Source organism: Paenibacillus amylolyticus (assembly GCF_036894225.1).
Classification (GTDB): domain Bacteria; phylum Bacillota; class Bacilli; order Paenibacillales; family Paenibacillaceae; genus Paenibacillus; species Paenibacillus amylolyticus.
Map to the genome: position 1 here is coordinate 6,360,600 of NZ_CP145892.1, position 16,172 is coordinate 6,376,771.

The 16,172-nt window shown below is 50.0% G+C and carries 9 protein-coding genes; 2 read left to right on the forward strand and 7 right to left on the reverse strand.

The genetic code is table 11. The annotated features are described in order from the left end of the window. Positions 1-97: 97 nt before the first annotated feature. The 7 genes from V6668_RS28015 to V6668_RS28045 form a co-directional block, all read right to left on the reverse strand. Positions 98-3,304 carry a hypothetical protein gene (locus tag V6668_RS28015; RefSeq protein ID WP_338707216.1) on the reverse strand — a complete coding sequence of 1,069 codons (3,207 nt, stop codon included), beginning with the start codon at positions 3,302-3,304 and terminating at the stop codon, positions 98-100. Next, positions 3,301-4,560, reverse strand: coding sequence for a TRAFAC clade GTPase domain-containing protein (locus V6668_RS28020; RefSeq protein WP_338707217.1), 1,260 nt, complete (start codon positions 4,558-4,560; stop codon positions 3,301-3,303). The genes V6668_RS28015 and V6668_RS28020 overlap by 4 nt, the downstream gene beginning before the upstream one ends. 90 nt (positions 4,561-4,650) lie before the next feature. Next, positions 4,651-5,298, reverse strand: a complete 648-nt coding sequence (locus V6668_RS28025) for a beta-mannanase (protein ID WP_338707218.1) — start codon at positions 5,296-5,298, stop codon at positions 4,651-4,653. Between the two features lie 19 nt (positions 5,299-5,317). After that, a complete protein-coding gene (locus V6668_RS28030) occupies positions 5,318-6,601 on the reverse strand; it encodes a vWA domain-containing protein (protein WP_282320032.1) in 1,284 nt (427 codons plus the stop codon). A gap of 85 nt (positions 6,602-6,686) precedes the next feature. After that, entirely contained in the window at positions 6,687-9,134 is a 2,448-nt protein-coding gene (locus V6668_RS28035; RefSeq protein WP_338707219.1) for a transcription initiation factor TFIID, read from the reverse strand. Between the two features lies 1 nt (position 9,135). Then, the gene (locus V6668_RS28040; protein WP_036667823.1) at positions 9,136-12,525 is read right to left on the reverse strand and encodes a tubulin-like doman-containing protein; all 3,390 of its coding nucleotides are present in this window, start codon (positions 12,523-12,525) and stop codon (positions 9,136-9,138) included. Positions 12,526-12,821: 296 nt separating this feature from the next. Then, a complete protein-coding gene (locus tag V6668_RS28045; protein WP_076328712.1) occupies positions 12,822-14,615 on the reverse strand; it encodes a vWA domain-containing protein in 1,794 nt (597 codons plus the stop codon). Positions 14,616-14,877: 262 nt separating this feature from the next. On the opposite strand from V6668_RS28045, the gene V6668_RS28050 reads away from it, so the two are divergent. Both V6668_RS28050 and V6668_RS28055 read left to right on the forward strand, forming a co-directional pair. Continuing rightward, positions 14,878-15,021, forward strand: a complete 144-nt coding sequence (locus V6668_RS28050; protein ID WP_179086527.1) for a hypothetical protein — start codon at positions 14,878-14,880, stop codon at positions 15,019-15,021. Between the two features lie 2 nt (positions 15,022-15,023). After that, positions 15,024-15,956, forward strand: coding sequence for a hypothetical protein (locus V6668_RS28055; RefSeq protein ID WP_036612767.1), 933 nt, complete (start codon positions 15,024-15,026; stop codon positions 15,954-15,956). The last annotated feature ends 216 nt before the right edge of the window (positions 15,957-16,172 follow it).

Genomic DNA, 16,172 nt, shown 5'->3' on the forward strand with positions numbered 1-16,172 from the left:
TCACATACGCTCGTTTAATAAGGTATGAAGTCAGCATTTTCATTATTGGATCAAAAGACACTTAATGAATCTATGCAACATGTTCATATAAAATAACTTACAGCTTCGGCTGCGGCATCAATTGGATCACCGTCATATTGTCCTGCGTACTCTTCACACTGGCAATACTCTCGGCATCCATATTCGCTGGAAGATCGATCTGCAATCCATACGGATAGAGACGATCTACCTCTCCAATAGACATCTGTGCAGGAGTGTTCGCATCCTGTTCATTGGATACAGATGTATCAGGCGATGTAGAACCAGTAGCTTGATCGGCATCCGTACCTTGATCCGTGTCTCCACTCGCAGCATTAGACGATGCATTCGTCTCTGCATCCGTTGTTGTATCAGTAGCAGGATCTGAAGTGGAATCACCCGATGTTGAAGGATCGGCCTGCTGATCGCCATCCTCCGTCTGCTCTATGTTTCCCGCTGAAGAACCATCCGTGCTTCCTTCGGAAGTACTTCCTGAGCCACCATCGGAAGGAACTTGGGTATCAGGCTCCTCATTCCGATTAAAACTCTCCCACTTACCTGTAGCATCCAACTCCTGCGTGCTGCCATCTTTCATCGTCAATTGCAGCGGGCCTTGCTCAAACTCAGTGCTTCCCGTATCATTCCTGAAACGGATCACCAGTTGAGCAGGTGATTGCGTACCCTCCTGTTCACTCGCAGGAATCATATAAGCAATCTGCTCCGCGAGCTGCACCTCCGGTTCAGCCGGTATGACAGGCTCCTGGGTAGATGGAGGGGATGCCGCTGGCGGCTCTACAGAATCTTTCATCCATGCATATGTACCGCCAGCAATACCCAGAACCAGGATCAAGAGGATTAATCCGAACAGATTTTTCCTTTTACCCGTTAGCATCCGCACCAGTGGAGAGGACAATTCCGTCTTCGCACGGTCATAGACCGGCTTCATTGTCTTGCTGGCTCTCACGTAATACGGTTTGAAAGCTGACTTCGACTTGAAAGCTTCACGGTCATGGGCTTTGAAATACGCCACGATGGCATCCGCATATCCTTTATGCGCATTGGAACCCCGGACAAACATCCGATGATCTCCTGACCATTCGAAGAATGGATACAGCCCTTCAGCACGACTTGCATTGGTGCGGATGAATTCAATCAGGCCAGGATAATCCAACCGATTGCTGCCGCTTCCTCCCCGATAAAAAGCCATCGGCAAAGCTTCATATGCCGCAATCCCCGGATGAGCCTGCAGCTCTCCGGCAAGCCAGCGACGCGTCCAGCGTTGAAGTTCATTGCGTTCTGCCAGGGAAAGTGCCTCCAAGGCCTCTTCTTCATTCCCCTCGCCACTAAGCCACACTCTCGCAGCCAGCATAATGTTCGTTCGAGCAGATACATCAGAGCCCTGACGTGCCGCCCAATCCCGAACCTCATTGCCATGCTGTAAAATATCAATGCTTAATAGCTGTTCACGGTTAACCCGTTCCAGATCCAGATCCTGAATCATAAACAGGTTAATGACATAAGCAAGCTTGTCTGCAAGGCGGGTTAACTCCTCCTGATATGCCGGATCTTGACTGGCAGACGGAGATCCCCCTTTGCGATTAGGACGGGCTGTAGCTTCAGATTGACCAATTCGTGCCGTAATGCCTGTATCATAGGTGACATCAGCGGATACCCGATCCAGTATGTTAACACGCTGGAGGGCTTCATTCGCAGACTGTACCGGATTAGGCGCAGAACATAACCGTTCACGCAGCTCATTGGCTGTCCGCTCCTGCAAGAAGCTGTAGTGGATCGCAGATGGATGGGACGTAACCCATCTTCGGATCACTTCCACAACGTTCGCTGCCGATTCCGTGCGTTTCAGCTGATTGTCCAGATAAGGCTCGAACAACAGCTTAGTGAGCGATTCATTGGCCAGCACTTTATCAAAGAAAGCCCGATTCAACTGCGGATCCCGATCCAGCACAGCATACAATTCCTGCACAGCACGCATACGCTTCTGGGCGCGGGCATTATTCACACCGTAGATGAAATAGTCCACAATCCGGGATTGCACTACGGGCGCAGCAACACTGAAATATTCTCCAATGCGAGCTGCAACGTCTTCTTCGGGTACGTTCTCACGCTTCACGCTGTCCAGTTCCCTGCTGAGCAAGGTCAGGAACAGCTCGTTCAGACGGGAACGTTGCTGTAATCCACCATCCGGCTTCAAATAGGTCAGCAAGCCACTCAGGACATGACTTTTGTTATCCAGATAGAGGTCTTCCATGCCTTGTTCAAGACCATAGAACACCGCAAGTTCGCCATAGGCTTCAATGGAAAGTTCCCGCCCAGGTTCCATGCCGGACATCATTTCATCCGCAAACGTATAGAACGCATCCGCCGCCGCAGGTTCCTGCAATAAGGCCCAAGCGAATTCTGCATAAGGTAACTTCGCCACAGATGCATCCGCATGTGTCACTCTGCCTGATACGAGATCAAAGGTGAAATCCTTCTCCGTATTCCGGTCTTTCGGACGTAACGTCCCTCGCTCAACAAACTGGACGTGGATGCCCTTCTTGGCCTGTGGCTCCTTGGCAAACGTCATGAATCCCAGCTGCCGCCGGAATGCGTATGGTAAAGCCGTGTACAGCAAACGTAACAATCCTTTGGCCCCTGCGGTCACTTCCTCTGCAGGAAGGTCCAGAGCAATGTATACTTTTCTGCGTGTCGCTACAGACTGCATTACCGCATAGAGCAGGCGCTTGAACAGCACTTCGTTCATCTTCAAGGTGCTCAGCACTTGGGTGGGTGATCCTACGCCAGCATCGGTCGCCCTACCCTGTCCGCTCCTAGGTGATATAGGCAATTCAGCAAGTGCTGGCAGAACTGTACCTTGTTCGATGTCATAGGACGTGGCGAACACGGCATCCAGCCAGCCGCCTTGTTTCATCTGCTCTTCCGAGCGTTCGGGAGACAAGACGTAATTATGTGCAAAAAAGGCACTGCGCAGCCCGGTGAAATCCGCAGACTGGTACACATTTTGCCCAAGGATTGTCTCCCCACTCTCCAGATGAAGCAGGTGAATGGCAGCCGGAAACTTCGTCTCGTCCTTCTCGCTACGGCCTGTTAGCTCCGCTGGAGCATCATAGACACAGTAGGGGTGAAGCACTTTTTTAATAAAAGAAGGGTCCAGTCCCGGCGATGCCGCAACCGTATCAAACCCCTCTGTTGTGCGAAACACCCCGCGCCGCTCCCGGGTATACAGCTGTTGTTCAATGGGCGGGGTTACGGAAGAACGCATCATCCCACTCTCCCCTCAATGTACTTCAGCTTGTACAGGAGCCACAGGAAAGGTTCATCCACGCGTATCGGGCTAACCACACCCTGCAATTTCATATCCACCGGATTGCTACCCAGCGCAGAGACTGCGAAATAGGCTGTATCCTTGAAGTACACATCCATCGTGCCCTTGAATGGGCGATCCACCTTCTCGATAAAACGTCGGATCTCCCCGTCGATATTCTCGAACTCGGTTAAGTCGAACCAATCGCGGTGTACCATGTTGCGGAAGACATTACTGTTGGATTTGATATAGTCGCCCTCTTCATCCTTGAGGGAATGCAGCATGTCGCTTTTCGTGAGCACAACGGCCGTTGGAATATTCGTTTTGGCTTTGTCCTGATACGCAATAAAATCTCCAAACATCGTCAGTACCACATCGCGTGGCTCATCGTATCGTGGTGTCCACTCTCCCGGCTCGTTGCCAAGGTTAATGCGGATTTTGTCCCGAATCGAACGAATCTGAAGCGGGTCCACCATAAACAGAATGCCTGCCGAGTTCTTGATGTGCTGCCCGTGAAGTCCGAGATAATCCTGCTCCACCATACCTTCACCCGCAACGTCAAAGAACACCAGTGTCAGCGGCGCTTTATCTTCGTCCTTGAACACAAACTGGAAGATAAACGGCTCCTGCAACTTTTCCTTCTGCGTGGAATCCAGCAGGTCGCCCCGTTCGAACAACGGTTCTTCATAATCCGCGCGGAACCGGCGGCTGATCTCCGCATTCAATGGCATGCAAGCCGCGTCAAAATGATCGGCCGTATAATGCTGCAATGTATGAATTAAGGAAGTCATGTAGACGGATTTCCCCACCTGGGATGCACCAATGATGGATATGATATTGCTCGGTGCTTTACCCGCCGTAACAGGTATCTCGTTATGACATTGCGGACACAGCCGGCGACGCGTAACGACACCATACCGATCGTTCAGACCCATCACGATGTTATCGGAATAAATCCGATGTTCCTCCGGTACATCATGCGGAGCCAATACGGCCTCCATATCAAATACCGTGTCGAGTCCGAATCTTTCACGATACCGATTCAACTTTGCATCTTCCCCGAGTGTGTAGTCCTCGTCATCATCGCGGTGATGGGCGGCGCGGAACACTACCTCTTCCGGTGAAAACTTACTGAAACAATAAGGGCACACAATATCATAAAACAGCGGACGTTCCTCCGGCTGTTGTCTCTTCAAAAACCGACTAAAAAAGCTCATAGCCACTCCCCTCCCCTGATCAGTCAGACTAAGGTGATTTACACTTGCACTACGATGACAGAGTAACCTTCCAATCGCTAGTCCAACTATCTAGTCTGATATAAGCCGATAGGCGGCTCCATATTTCGGTCCGTCCGTGAAGAATAATCGCACATAATCATCCTTGGCAACTTCAACGGGCGGCATCTCATTTCTTCCGGGAGCAAAATCACTCACAAAAGGGTACACCGTACCATCTTCCTTATTCAGCGGAACCCCGCCCTGTTTGCGAACATAACAGAGGGCTTCCTTTGGAACAGGTACTTCCGCTGTGACGGTGATCAATACACTTTTTCGTTTCTGAAAAAAACCGCTCTTGTAGCGAATGGAAAGGCGGATATCCGCCTTCCCTGCGCTTGCAATCACCATGTTGTCCTCATCTCGTTGACGGATCAGCACAGGCCCATCTTCCTGCATCTGACACACATACACGGTGTACTTGATGGCACCAAAACCTGTAATCCGATCCGTGTAACCATTGCTCGCCTTATATTCCTCTCTCGTGTACAGCTTCAGCTTGCCCTGTGCAGGCTCTTCCCCGGTACGATCATCGCTCATCATATCCAGCTCCAGCCGTTCCACATACACAGCTTCTACCCGTTCCGGCCAGAGCCAGCGAAGTGTACAACGCCCTTCGTCCACCGCAAGTGTCAGTTTTCGAATCAAGGGTGTCGAAGGGTCTGCATCCGTAAACCGCATTTCCATTGACCTCCCGACGTTAGAATCCTTTGCTGCGTGTATCTCTTGGTCTCTGACCAAACCCTTCGGCAGAAGAAGTTCCGCCGCCAGCTTCACGACGACCCCTGCTCTTCCGCGGCGTGTTCTCCTTAATCGGAACAATCCAGGAGAAGAGGGTCAATACGCCAGACAAAATGAGCATCGCACCAAGACGCACGAATGTATCCCCCACGTTCGAACCGTCGAGTCCCCACTCCAGCAGAAGCCCTGCCAGTAGACCCGACACCGCACCGCCTATACCAAAGCTGAGCGCGAGATGACGGTTATCAAACACGAGTCCGAGTGACACACCCAGCGCCACGCCAATCAGTAACACTGCTGCTACACGGAAAATCGCCAGATAAACGCTGTGCTCCATCATGCCTGTACGCTCCGTTACCAGCGTCCGTTCATCAATCGTATCGTAGATCTGCTGGAATGCCAGATTCAGACCACCGGAATCTGGTACATCATAGTACATGCCGCCCGTTTGCTGAGCAATATTACGCAGCAGATCCGTACCTGATGGGTCCACCAGGCTTAGGCCGACTGTATTAATAGAGATCTGTTCGTTGTTATATTGGGACAAAATATCTGCCGTATCCGCTTCACTGAAGCCATCAGATAACAAGATGACGACGGTACCGCGTTTCGGGTCCTGTTTGCCCTGAATCTGTTCCATGCCTTCCCGCAGCACGGCATCAAAATTGGTGCCGCCCGAAGTTGTGACAATTCCATCGATTTTGCTATAAACCTCATTCTTGGCCGCTTCACTATCCAGCGCAATAAACGGCTGTAACAACTGCGGTTGGTCATCAAACGTAATGACAGCTACCTGTTTGTCACTCTCCATTTGGCTGATCAGTGTCTTGGCTGCTTCAAAGCGTCCGTTATCCGGATCTGTCTCGCTCATGCTGCCCGAGTTATCGATCATCAGTACGATGTCCTTGACTTGCTTCACACCGCCCGGATTAATCTGATACAACAATTGCAGGGCGAGTCCAACAACAAACAACAGAGCGAGTGTTGCCGGAACAAGCAATTTCCACGACAGTCCCAGATACCGGAGCTTCCATGAAGCGCCATTCAGCTTGGGTGAGATCATCTCTGCGATCAAACAGAACAATCCAACGCTCAGCGCCAGTACGCCAAAGTATAATCCCATCAGCAACAGACGTGGCATCTCCCCAAGCCATTGACGCAGCATGATTTCTCCTGCCGCAAAGCCCACTGCCCCGCCAATCAGGCTGAACAGGACCAGGAGAAGATTGATTTTTCGCTGCATGTCTACATGCATCCTTTCCATACCAGCCGTAAACAGGCTGAGTTAATACAAGATTGGTGCTGGGTGTCAAGACACCGCCGGCGTCTTAACGAATGGGTGACAACTTTTCCACCAGACCAGCGGGGTGAAGTTCATAGCCATTCTCCGTGTACGAGTCATAATATACCTTGCCGTTCCGATACACCATGAGATCCTCCAGATGGAAACCGCCCATCAGATTCAGCTTCTCCACGCCACTACTTCGTTCTTCGTACACCACACCCAACTTGTAGATACGTGACGTCTCTTCGGCATGTGCCGCGTAGTCCATGAAAGAACTATGATGGTCACCAAAGAAATACTTCTCTTCATATCGATGTTCCTGCGTATAATCGAATACCCGGACCCGAACAACCGCCTGATCCTCCAGCGTGTGGTACAACCTGCGGAACAGATCATCGCGGGTTAATACATCTTTATCTCCGTAGGCAATCGTGACATTCGCCCGCTGCAACAGTTCTTCTTCAAATGGCAATCGCAATGGCTCGGCCGTAAGCAGCAACGAGTGACATACCTCCATCAGTCGTTTCAACAGACGGTCATCGCCTTCTGTGGCAAGCCGGTTCATGTCTCCCATGTAACGGTCCTCAAACCATACATCCCGTCCGCGTTTGGCTTCCAGGTCGATGATTAGCTCTTCCGTCACTTTGCCGTAGTACTCCATCACGTTCTGGCCGATGTATTCATCGGCAGCAGCGATACTTTGGGCAGCTGTCTCTCGCAGTGTGCGTTCCAGCGCTTCAAGTGCTGCTGTGACGTGGCGACTAAAACGGTGAAGTTCTTCCATCTCCGTATCGTAGATACGCAGCAGATGTAATTCATTTTCCAGTCGCAGTAATTCTACCTTTGGTACATACACTCGCTCCAGCATGCAGTCAATCAGATTGCGCACATTCTGTTTATCACGGAACAACGCTCGTTTGAACGACTGATCTTCCACTCGCTCTTGCTGACGTTGCTCCAGCAGAGCACGTGCCGATTCAAGCTGCATCGATTTATCCCGAATCAATCCGAGCAGCGCTTCACGCACACTGCCAAGCTCACTGTCACTCCAGGCCGCCCACTGGAAGTAACCAACCTCTGGATGCTCCGCGCGGGAATGTTCAGCATGACGGCGCAGGGAACCGCTAGAGCTGCGCTCGCGCACACGCTCTTCGACAAGACGGACAACGTTATCGCGGAAGTACGCTTCAGCTCCTTGTCCAAACAACGCTCTCTCCGCTTCACGTAGGGAGAGCGGCTTCAGATCAGAGAAACTGACGTTATGCGTCATGATGCCACTCATGCCACTAACCAGATCTTCATCGGGCAGCAGGCCTTCGACTTTGCGTTCCACCGAGGCTGCGTCCAGTCCAAAGAAAGCGAGCTTGTCCTTGATGCTCCAATCCGGCTCCTGCCGCATGCGTGCAAGCAGATACCGATACATGTGATATAACACCGCCAATGCAATCGGCTTGTTTGGCCGCCTGATCTCGGCAAAACCCGCGCTGGCATAACCATGCTGATCAGAGGTAGTACGAATATTGTTTTTAAAAGATGTATTGTTGTACGTGTTCGCTCCCGTGCTTGAAACGCTACCCGAGTGATCCACATCCTGCTTCCTGTTCTTCAGCAGGCAGATGCGGCAGATGATCTCGGCATTTTCGATCCAGCCACCGGGAACGCCGGTTCCACGCTCATTTTTGTCGGACAACAGATATACCAGATCAAACAACGGTGACGCGGGATGTGTAACCGGAATGGAGATCCCATCCTCCGTCACCAGCAGTTTACCGCTGAACGTGTAGTCCAGCGACTGCATATAATCCAGTTCCCGCAGAAAAGCGAGGCCTGCTGCGCTGGCATACCCGAAGGAATCCACCTGTTCCATCTCGCTGACCAATACATGCAGATCCGTCTGCACCGACTTGAAGGCTTGGGACAAAATGGTCTCCGTCAGCTTGGTGAGCTCTGGCAACAATACATTCAACGGATCATCCGCTCTGGTTACCACCGTAACGTAAATCCGATCAAATGACGAGTATAACCGTCCATATTCGGCAATTCGGTTACTGACCCGACGAAGCGTACGATTCAGATCGTAGAGCGCCTGATCCGATTCGTGGAAACTGCGGTGTACATCCTTGCGCCGTGTTTTGGACGGTCGCTCCGTCTGCCCAGCGGACAGAGGCAAGCGGTGACAAGTCACCTGCCCATCATCGGACGAGCCAATATTCCTCTTTTCACCCGGATGCTCTTTCTGATCTTCTGTACCAATCTGAACGTAGACCACACCGTCTCCGTTATCCCATTTTAGCCGATTGATCTCCTGCACAGCAGACACTGCAGGTGCAACCAGATCACCCACAAACAGGAACAGCGCCGGGTAATGGATACTGCTGCGTCCATCACCCAGGCTGCCTTGACGCTCCTGCTCTATTGCATACTGCGCTGCATACTTCTCCAGATCACGCTTCAGGGTATTGTTCGAATTGAACTCCATCCCGACCGCCATCTTACTTCAGCCTTCTGCGAATGTCGTTCAGCTTGGACGACATCGTTCTGTAGAACTGATAGATGTCTTCTCCGTTAGCCAGTTCTACCCGCTCGTATTCGAGACGATCACGCGATTCCATGAACAGGGCAGCCAGATCATCCAGCTTTGTCAGCAGTGGGGTGATATCCTCAGAAGCTGTAAGATCGTTATCGCGGCGGGAGGCTTTGCGCAGCAATGTACTGCGATCCTTCTCCGCCAGACCGCGGAAGTTGCCAAACACCTCATACTCGGCAAAGTTACGGCTCTTCATCAAGTTTGCGAACGGCTCCCATGCGTCTTCTTCCGGGTCACGGTCATAGACGTAGAGCGCACCTTTTTTGACGATGGTGTCGGTATATAACGCTTCGATGAAGCGGTCATACCATTGCTCTTCGTCCTGGTACTGGGCAAGAATGCCTTCGAGTTCGGCGACTTTGGCCGAGATGGCATTCATCTTCGCCAGTTCCTCACGTACGCGCGCGATCAGCTGCGGAGAGCGTACCAGGTTTTCTTTGGCCATATCTTCATTAATACTGCCGAAAATATCCTTAACTCCCACACGTGGCAACCCTTCGGATTGCAGACGTTTTAGCTCGATCACCGCCCGCTTCACTTCGCCGAGGTTCGGCGTGGTGGACGTGAGACGCATGTCGTAAGCTCCCAGTTTGGCAGACAAATCAAACGCTTCTGTTGTCACAATCGCATACCGATTGCTTGTATTCTCATCAATGGATTTGGCTGTCAAAATGTTGTATACAAGCGCCTGCTCAAATTCGTTACGCACACGGGCGTTATACTGCTTCACGCGGGCGTTCTCGTACACATCTCCCCATGATTTCTCCGGAATCGGAGACGGCAGATAGGTCCAGTTGTTTTTCTCCGTTTGCACCAAGTGACGACCAATGCCTTCTTTGTCCAAAATGGTACGTTCATAACTTTCCTCATATACTTTGAGCGGTGTATACACAAAGAGTGGTACCCCGTTGCGGGTGTTCAGCCAGAATATCCGGTTACGCACTTCACTTTCCTTAACGGTAAAATGAGATTTGCCTACCGCATTGTTCTGATAATTGCGAATCCCTTTCAGAATGCCCGGCGCCTGTGCCGGTACCGATACAAATCCCCATGAAGGGAAATGCAGACTGCCTGTACTGTTGCTCAGATTGAACACCGGAACAGCCTCATCATCCAACTTGCCAGCAATGAAACGTTCCACGAATTTCTCGACTGACTCATCCTGACCGTATTTGATCACCAGGAAATCTTCCATGGAACGGGTAATCAGATCACCGAATTTCTCACTCAGGAAGTCGGAGATGGAGCTGACGATATCAATCTCGTTTTCTTTCACCCATTGGCTGGAGTTTTCCAGCAATTCACGAGAGAAGTCACGGATCAGATCATCTGTATCACGCTTATCCAACAGCCCGTCCACCACACTGACGATATCCGGTACACTTACAACGTTCCAGTAATATGTTTTGTTGCCTTTGTGATCGGCTTGTTCTTCGCCACGTGTCAGGAGGTCACCGTTCTTCGTGAATATCGAGCTAAGGGCATTCAGCGTTTCGGTAAATACGTTATAAATGCGGCTGTTTTCCTGGTTCAGCAACTCATACAGATCTTCATAGAACTCGATCATCTGATCGTTGCGTTCCACGTCGGCGTGCAGCCAGTACTCATGAATTTTTGCTTCAATATAAGCATTCTTTTTCTTCTCTTTGGAGACAAAAGCACTCTTCGCATCGCCCAGTTTCTCTTCGGACTGCTCCTGAGCTGCTTCAATATCACGCGGAATGCGGAAGGCATTCTCACGCAGGGTTTCGATGTACGACTGAATCATCTTCAGTACACAGAAACCTTTTTCCGTATAAATCAGACGGGAGACATAAAACGGACCTTGTTCGGGATGCAAAAACATACGCCGGATCTGTTCGGTGAACTGACCCGCAATCTCACCAGGCAGTTGTTTCTTCGCTTTAATATATTCTTCACGAGCACGAGCCAGGAAGTTCTGCTCCAGTTCAGTATCCATATTCACAACCTGTGATTTCACCACGTTGCCATAGGATAAACGCTCGCTGTTCTGATAACCAGGTAGCGGCTCAGGAACGCGGGCTTCAAAGGACTTGACCACACTTTCGAGATCAATGCCCAGCTTGCGGGCAAACTTCTCGGTATCCTCCTGGTTTGGCGCTTTGGAGAACATGGTGTTCATTTTATCGAACATGCGATACGCCAGATATGTGGTCATCTCTTCGATCGGCAGGACAGCCGAAGATGCACCGATGATGTTGTAATCATAGTTTGCCGGGTACACCTTGTTCATCTGTGCAATGTTGGTGCGAATGTTGCTGATATAGTCATGGATCGCAAACTCCTCACCAGACTGCTTCTCCTCACTTGCCATGAAGTTGGTAATGTTCTCGGCCGTGACGTTCATGCAGTAATCGTAGGCGTTCTCCAGCAGTTTGCCTTCGGTGTTCGTCGCAGAGATCAGATGACACAGGTTAAATGGCGGCAGTGGTGAGTTAACTGTTAAAATATTGCCGTACTTCTGTGTAAATCGCTCACCGCGGCTATCCACGTTCATCCAATAATCCAGCTCTTTGAGCGCAGCATATCCATTCTTGCGAATGTATTCGCGAGTGTGTTCGCTTAAGCTTTTGTTGGACAGGTTCACGTCTGGCGTGAACAGGTATCCAAGCGTATTGACGCGGTCAATCCCGGCAGAGCCGTGATCCCGTTCGATAATACCGCGCACGATATAGGAAATATCGAGGAAACAGCCGCTGCCTGTACCGCCGGACAGACCTGTCAGCAGGAACACCATCAGTTTTTTGTTGGTGCCTACGGATAAGGTTTTGATCTTTTTGTCGATGGCCTGCACGACCTGATTAATCTTGGTGAACAGGAGCAGACGTCCAGCCTGACGCACCCCTGCGGCGCCGTTCATGCCGTCCGTAATGCTCAGTTCGGGAGACAGCCAGTCCGTAATATACGGTTCAAGCACGCTCCGGTTCTGTAGAAGTCCGCCAATCTCGGCATTGGACAGCAATACGAATTCATTGATCGGATCAAGTCCGATTCCTTTATACTTTTTGGCACGATCCTGTTCGTTTGTCTCAAAAGCCAGAAACTCCACATTGTCCGGCTTGTCCATTTTTTTCTTGGATACCGGGTCCTGTGGCAGCTTGAAACGACGGTTGATCTGATATTTGAGACGCAGCAACGCATCAATTCCCGTTCCTCCCAAACCAATAATCAGAATGGGATTATCAATCGTATCAACTCTGATCTTCTCACTGACAATACCTCCGCCAAGTGATACATCCAGTTGCTGTATATGTTCTCTAACAATCGGTTTCATTCCATGTCCTCCTTAGATTAACGCACGTATGCTTCAATCTATATAATTAAACTAAAGAATATTTACACTTGCCACTTCGTTGACAGAACAACCTTCCGATCGCTGTTATCCCCAGATTTTTTGATTCTCTTTTTCAACGGTGAAAATCTGGGGATAGCGTATGCTTCCGATGTAGCTTTCTTTCAGAAAGCTTTTAGGCGAACGCTTCGCTTCTCCAGCTTTTTTCTGTCCTCTGCGTTCTCGTGTAAATGGATTAGTTCAACTTATATAGCTTACATTCATTTAGCTATAATCCTTCACACCAAATACTCGATCAAAATCGTTTTGTCCGCCTGTTGCAGCGGGATGCTCAGTCGGTCACCGTTCTTCAGTTCAACGCCTGAGCTTGCATCGACTGCACGACCGGATTTCTCCAACGTACCGCCTGCGGTGTTACGGATTATAATTCGATCCCCATTGCTGGGCGTAAATACATATTTTTCGGTTTCCTTCAGCTCAGGGTCCAGTTGCAACAACTGATGCAGATGAAATCTACCGCGGAAGGATACCAGCTTTTTATATTGTGGATATGACTTGTCTCCTGTGTTCTCATCACGAATCTCCACAACCATCTGGCCTACAAATCCCCGGTTTTTGCGTTTCAGCCAGCCCATCAGGAACCATGCTCCAACACCTACGACAATCAGAGCTATAACACCCAGGATGACAGGTAACCAAGGAAACGGCTTATCCTGTTCACCGCCTGACGTTGTTGGTTGAGATCCACTTCCGGCTGCTCCGCTAGCGTTGATCGTGATTGGCTCACTTTCACGGTAGAAGCTGTCTTCTTCCGCACGGATGACTAATTCATAGTTATGATTGTCTGGTACTTCAAACGTTCCGGCAAAACCAGAACCTGTGTTTTCCAGCGGTTGTTCTTCACTTTTGCCTGTATCCACATCTTTCACAACCAGCGTGGCCTTCATATCCTTATACAGGTCATTATCCTGAAGCGGCTGACCGCCATTCTCCAGTTTGGCTGCAAGATCAACCTTGTCTCCTTTGGTATAGGACTTGGTCTTAATTGGGTCCACAACGAGCTGAAGATCATAGTTGAACAACAGGTTGATATCGATGCTGTCTTTCGGAGCCCCTTTTACCCGAAGTTTCCAGTCTCCTTCTTGGGGTTTCAACAGCTTCACGAGTGAATAACTCTTCGACGTCGAGAGCTTGGCTGCGTCCGATTTCAGGTCTACAGCTTGTCCAGAAGGGTCCGTCAATTGCACTTCCACCGGCTTCGAAGACATGATCGAAATGTTTGCTTCCAATACACTGTCATTCGGTACATTCACGGTAACTTCCTGATAACTGCCGTTTCCCGTTACAGAGGGCAGCTTCACCACATTCAGTTTGGCATGATCGGCGAAGATCTCACTCAGAATCTGTGGCAGATCATCCGGCGTATCGGTAATGAATGATTTACCTCCAGTCTGCTGAGCCAGGTCTGCGAGTGCATTCTTGTTCAGCTTGCCATCGGCGTTCAATCCAATCGTATACACCGGAATACCCTGATCCTGTGCTTCCTTCACGGCTTTTGCCAGGTCAGCATCAGATTGTGCCTGTGTACGGCCTTTGGTTTTGTTAAAGTCATTGTTACCATCCGCCAGCAGCACGATCATTGGCGAGTGGGATGGGTCTGCACCATGATTCAGTATGTTCACGGCTTCGGCGACACCAACTGAGACATCGGTATATGGCCCCCGGCCGAGCTGATCAATAAAATCTTTCAGGCTACTCTTGTCCGCATCGGACTGAATCTCCAGCATAGCCTTTTCCCGCTCCACCTGATCGGTATAAGCGACAATCCCTACCTTGTCCCCCTGGACGGGCAGCATATCAATAAACATTTTCATGGCTTCATTACTGATCTTGTCACGGTCACTTGTATTCATCGAATTACTTACATCGGCTACAAGTACCGCATCGATTCCGCTTGTCTGTGCCTGAGCCGCTGCAGCTTGTGGCAGCAACGCTTGAGGTAACAGTAGCGTTAGAATTGCCAGCAGAACCATCGTTCCACTAAGCCAGCGTATTTTGCGTGTCCGCAGCATTGGGTGTACTCCTTCACGTTTGAGATTAAAATGGGAATAGTTTATTATAGGCGTCAAGCCTTAAGGAAATCTTAACAGTCTACTAACAAATTCTGAAAAGCACCCCTATCTTGAGTTACAGTTTTGTAATGACTGACAAAAATCGACGATTTCATGCCTTGAACTGGCACAAAAGTACCAACTATGGAAATATGATATAGTTATTGCCAGCAAACTGCAATATAACAGCGCTTGTTCACCAAGCCATAGAAGGGAACGGATTATGGTTACATACGGATGCCTCGCCATATTGTTTCTTTTTGTCATTATAAAGGTAACTGCACTCCAGCTTCATCGGCGGAAACCAATCTCCCGCGAAGACACGGATCGTACCCTCTACACTATTCTGAATGGTGAGCGTGATTGAGCATGAGTACTAAACTAGTTGTATCCATAAGACCATTTCATCGAACGACCTATGCCTATGAAAAGTTGCAAGTCTGCTCACGTTGTGGACAGTACACCTGCCTGTGGGAAGAGGAGTGCACGGCCTGTGGCCGGGGTACCTTGAATTCCGTTCAAGCGAAGGCAACTTCCCGTGTAAAACGCCGGATTGCACGCGACTTGTTCATTACGATATTGTTCGGTGTAGCTGCTACCTATTTCGGTGAGACCATAGATCAGACCATGGCGGCAGCCAGCGTTTCCCTGCTGCTTCTGGCCTTACTGATCTTCATGCAGAAACGTTCATTCGAGGTAGAGCAGCAGCGCGAGTTGAAGCGCACGTTACAACAGGATGAGGAACTCATCCGCCAGGGTATTAACCGCAATTGGGCTCTGGTCGCCGAAGCTCGAAAACAGGATGAAGCACTTGCCTATGAGATGCTCCGCGAGATCGGCTCACTCGTCTACAATGACCGGATTCGACTGCAGCAGGTTGCGCTGTTACAATCCTTTGTCCTACGCAGTGATATGGATCTGCAGCTCAAGCCCTTGCTCTTACGCAGCTTCGAGCGGCTGCTGGCTGAATATATTGGTGAGATTGCTCGGCTTAAGCCGGATTTGATCCGTGAAGATGCGATTCGTTATATCGCGACCTATGAAGTGAACATTTTACAGCTCCACAATGGAATTCAGATACTTACAGCCGTAGCTGCTGCTGCCGTGCGCAAGAGCAAATATATTGAGTTATTCCCTAGTCTTATTACCCGCTACGCCCGCTTTATGCCCAAGGATCGATTCATGAGACTTTATCACACGATTGAACGCTATCCGAGCAAGGCACGAGGGGGATTGGCAGAGTCGGTAGGTCGGGTGTATAACGAGAAATATCGGGATCAATACGCAGATGTTCAGCTGTAGGGATGATATATTGAGAAAGAAAAACGTAGTTTAGTGCAAACTCACTCCCTGTATATAGACGAATGCAATTTCATCCATCCCTGCATGCGCGTCAGCACCACAGATCAAAGGTTATGCTTCTAATGATATAAGAATTAATCCAAAAACACCCCATCCTTAGGTCTAGGATGAGGTGTTTTGAATTTTATGGCAGTCTGCCAAGTGCTATGAGCAGTA

Bases quoted from the DNA above. Each gene is read 5' to 3' on its own strand.
- V6668_RS28015 (WP_338707216.1), bottom strand. From the start codon at position 3,304: ATGATGCGTTCTTCCGTAACCCCGCCCATTGAACAACAGCTGTATACC.
- V6668_RS28020 (WP_338707217.1), bottom strand. From the start codon at position 4,560: ATGAGCTTTTTTAGTCGGTTTTTGAAGAGACAACAGCCGGAGGAACGT.
- V6668_RS28025 (WP_338707218.1), bottom strand. From the start codon at position 5,298: ATGCGGTTTACGGATGCAGACCCTTCGACACCCTTGATTCGAAAACTG.
- V6668_RS28030 (WP_282320032.1), bottom strand. From the start codon at position 6,601: ATGCAGCGAAAAATCAATCTTCTCCTGGTCCTGTTCAGCCTGATTGGC.
- V6668_RS28035 (WP_338707219.1), bottom strand. From the start codon at position 9,134: ATGGCGGTCGGGATGGAGTTCAATTCGAACAATACCCTGAAGCGTGAT.
- V6668_RS28040 (WP_036667823.1), bottom strand. From the start codon at position 12,525: ATGAAACCGATTGTTAGAGAACATATACAGCAACTGGATGTATCACTT.
- V6668_RS28045 (WP_076328712.1), bottom strand. From the start codon at position 14,615: ATGCTGCGGACACGCAAAATACGCTGGCTTAGTGGAACGATGGTTCTG.
- V6668_RS28050 (WP_179086527.1), top strand. From the start codon at position 14,878: ATGGTTACATACGGATGCCTCGCCATATTGTTTCTTTTTGTCATTATA.
- V6668_RS28055 (WP_036612767.1), top strand. From the start codon at position 15,024: ATGAGTACTAAACTAGTTGTATCCATAAGACCATTTCATCGAACGACC.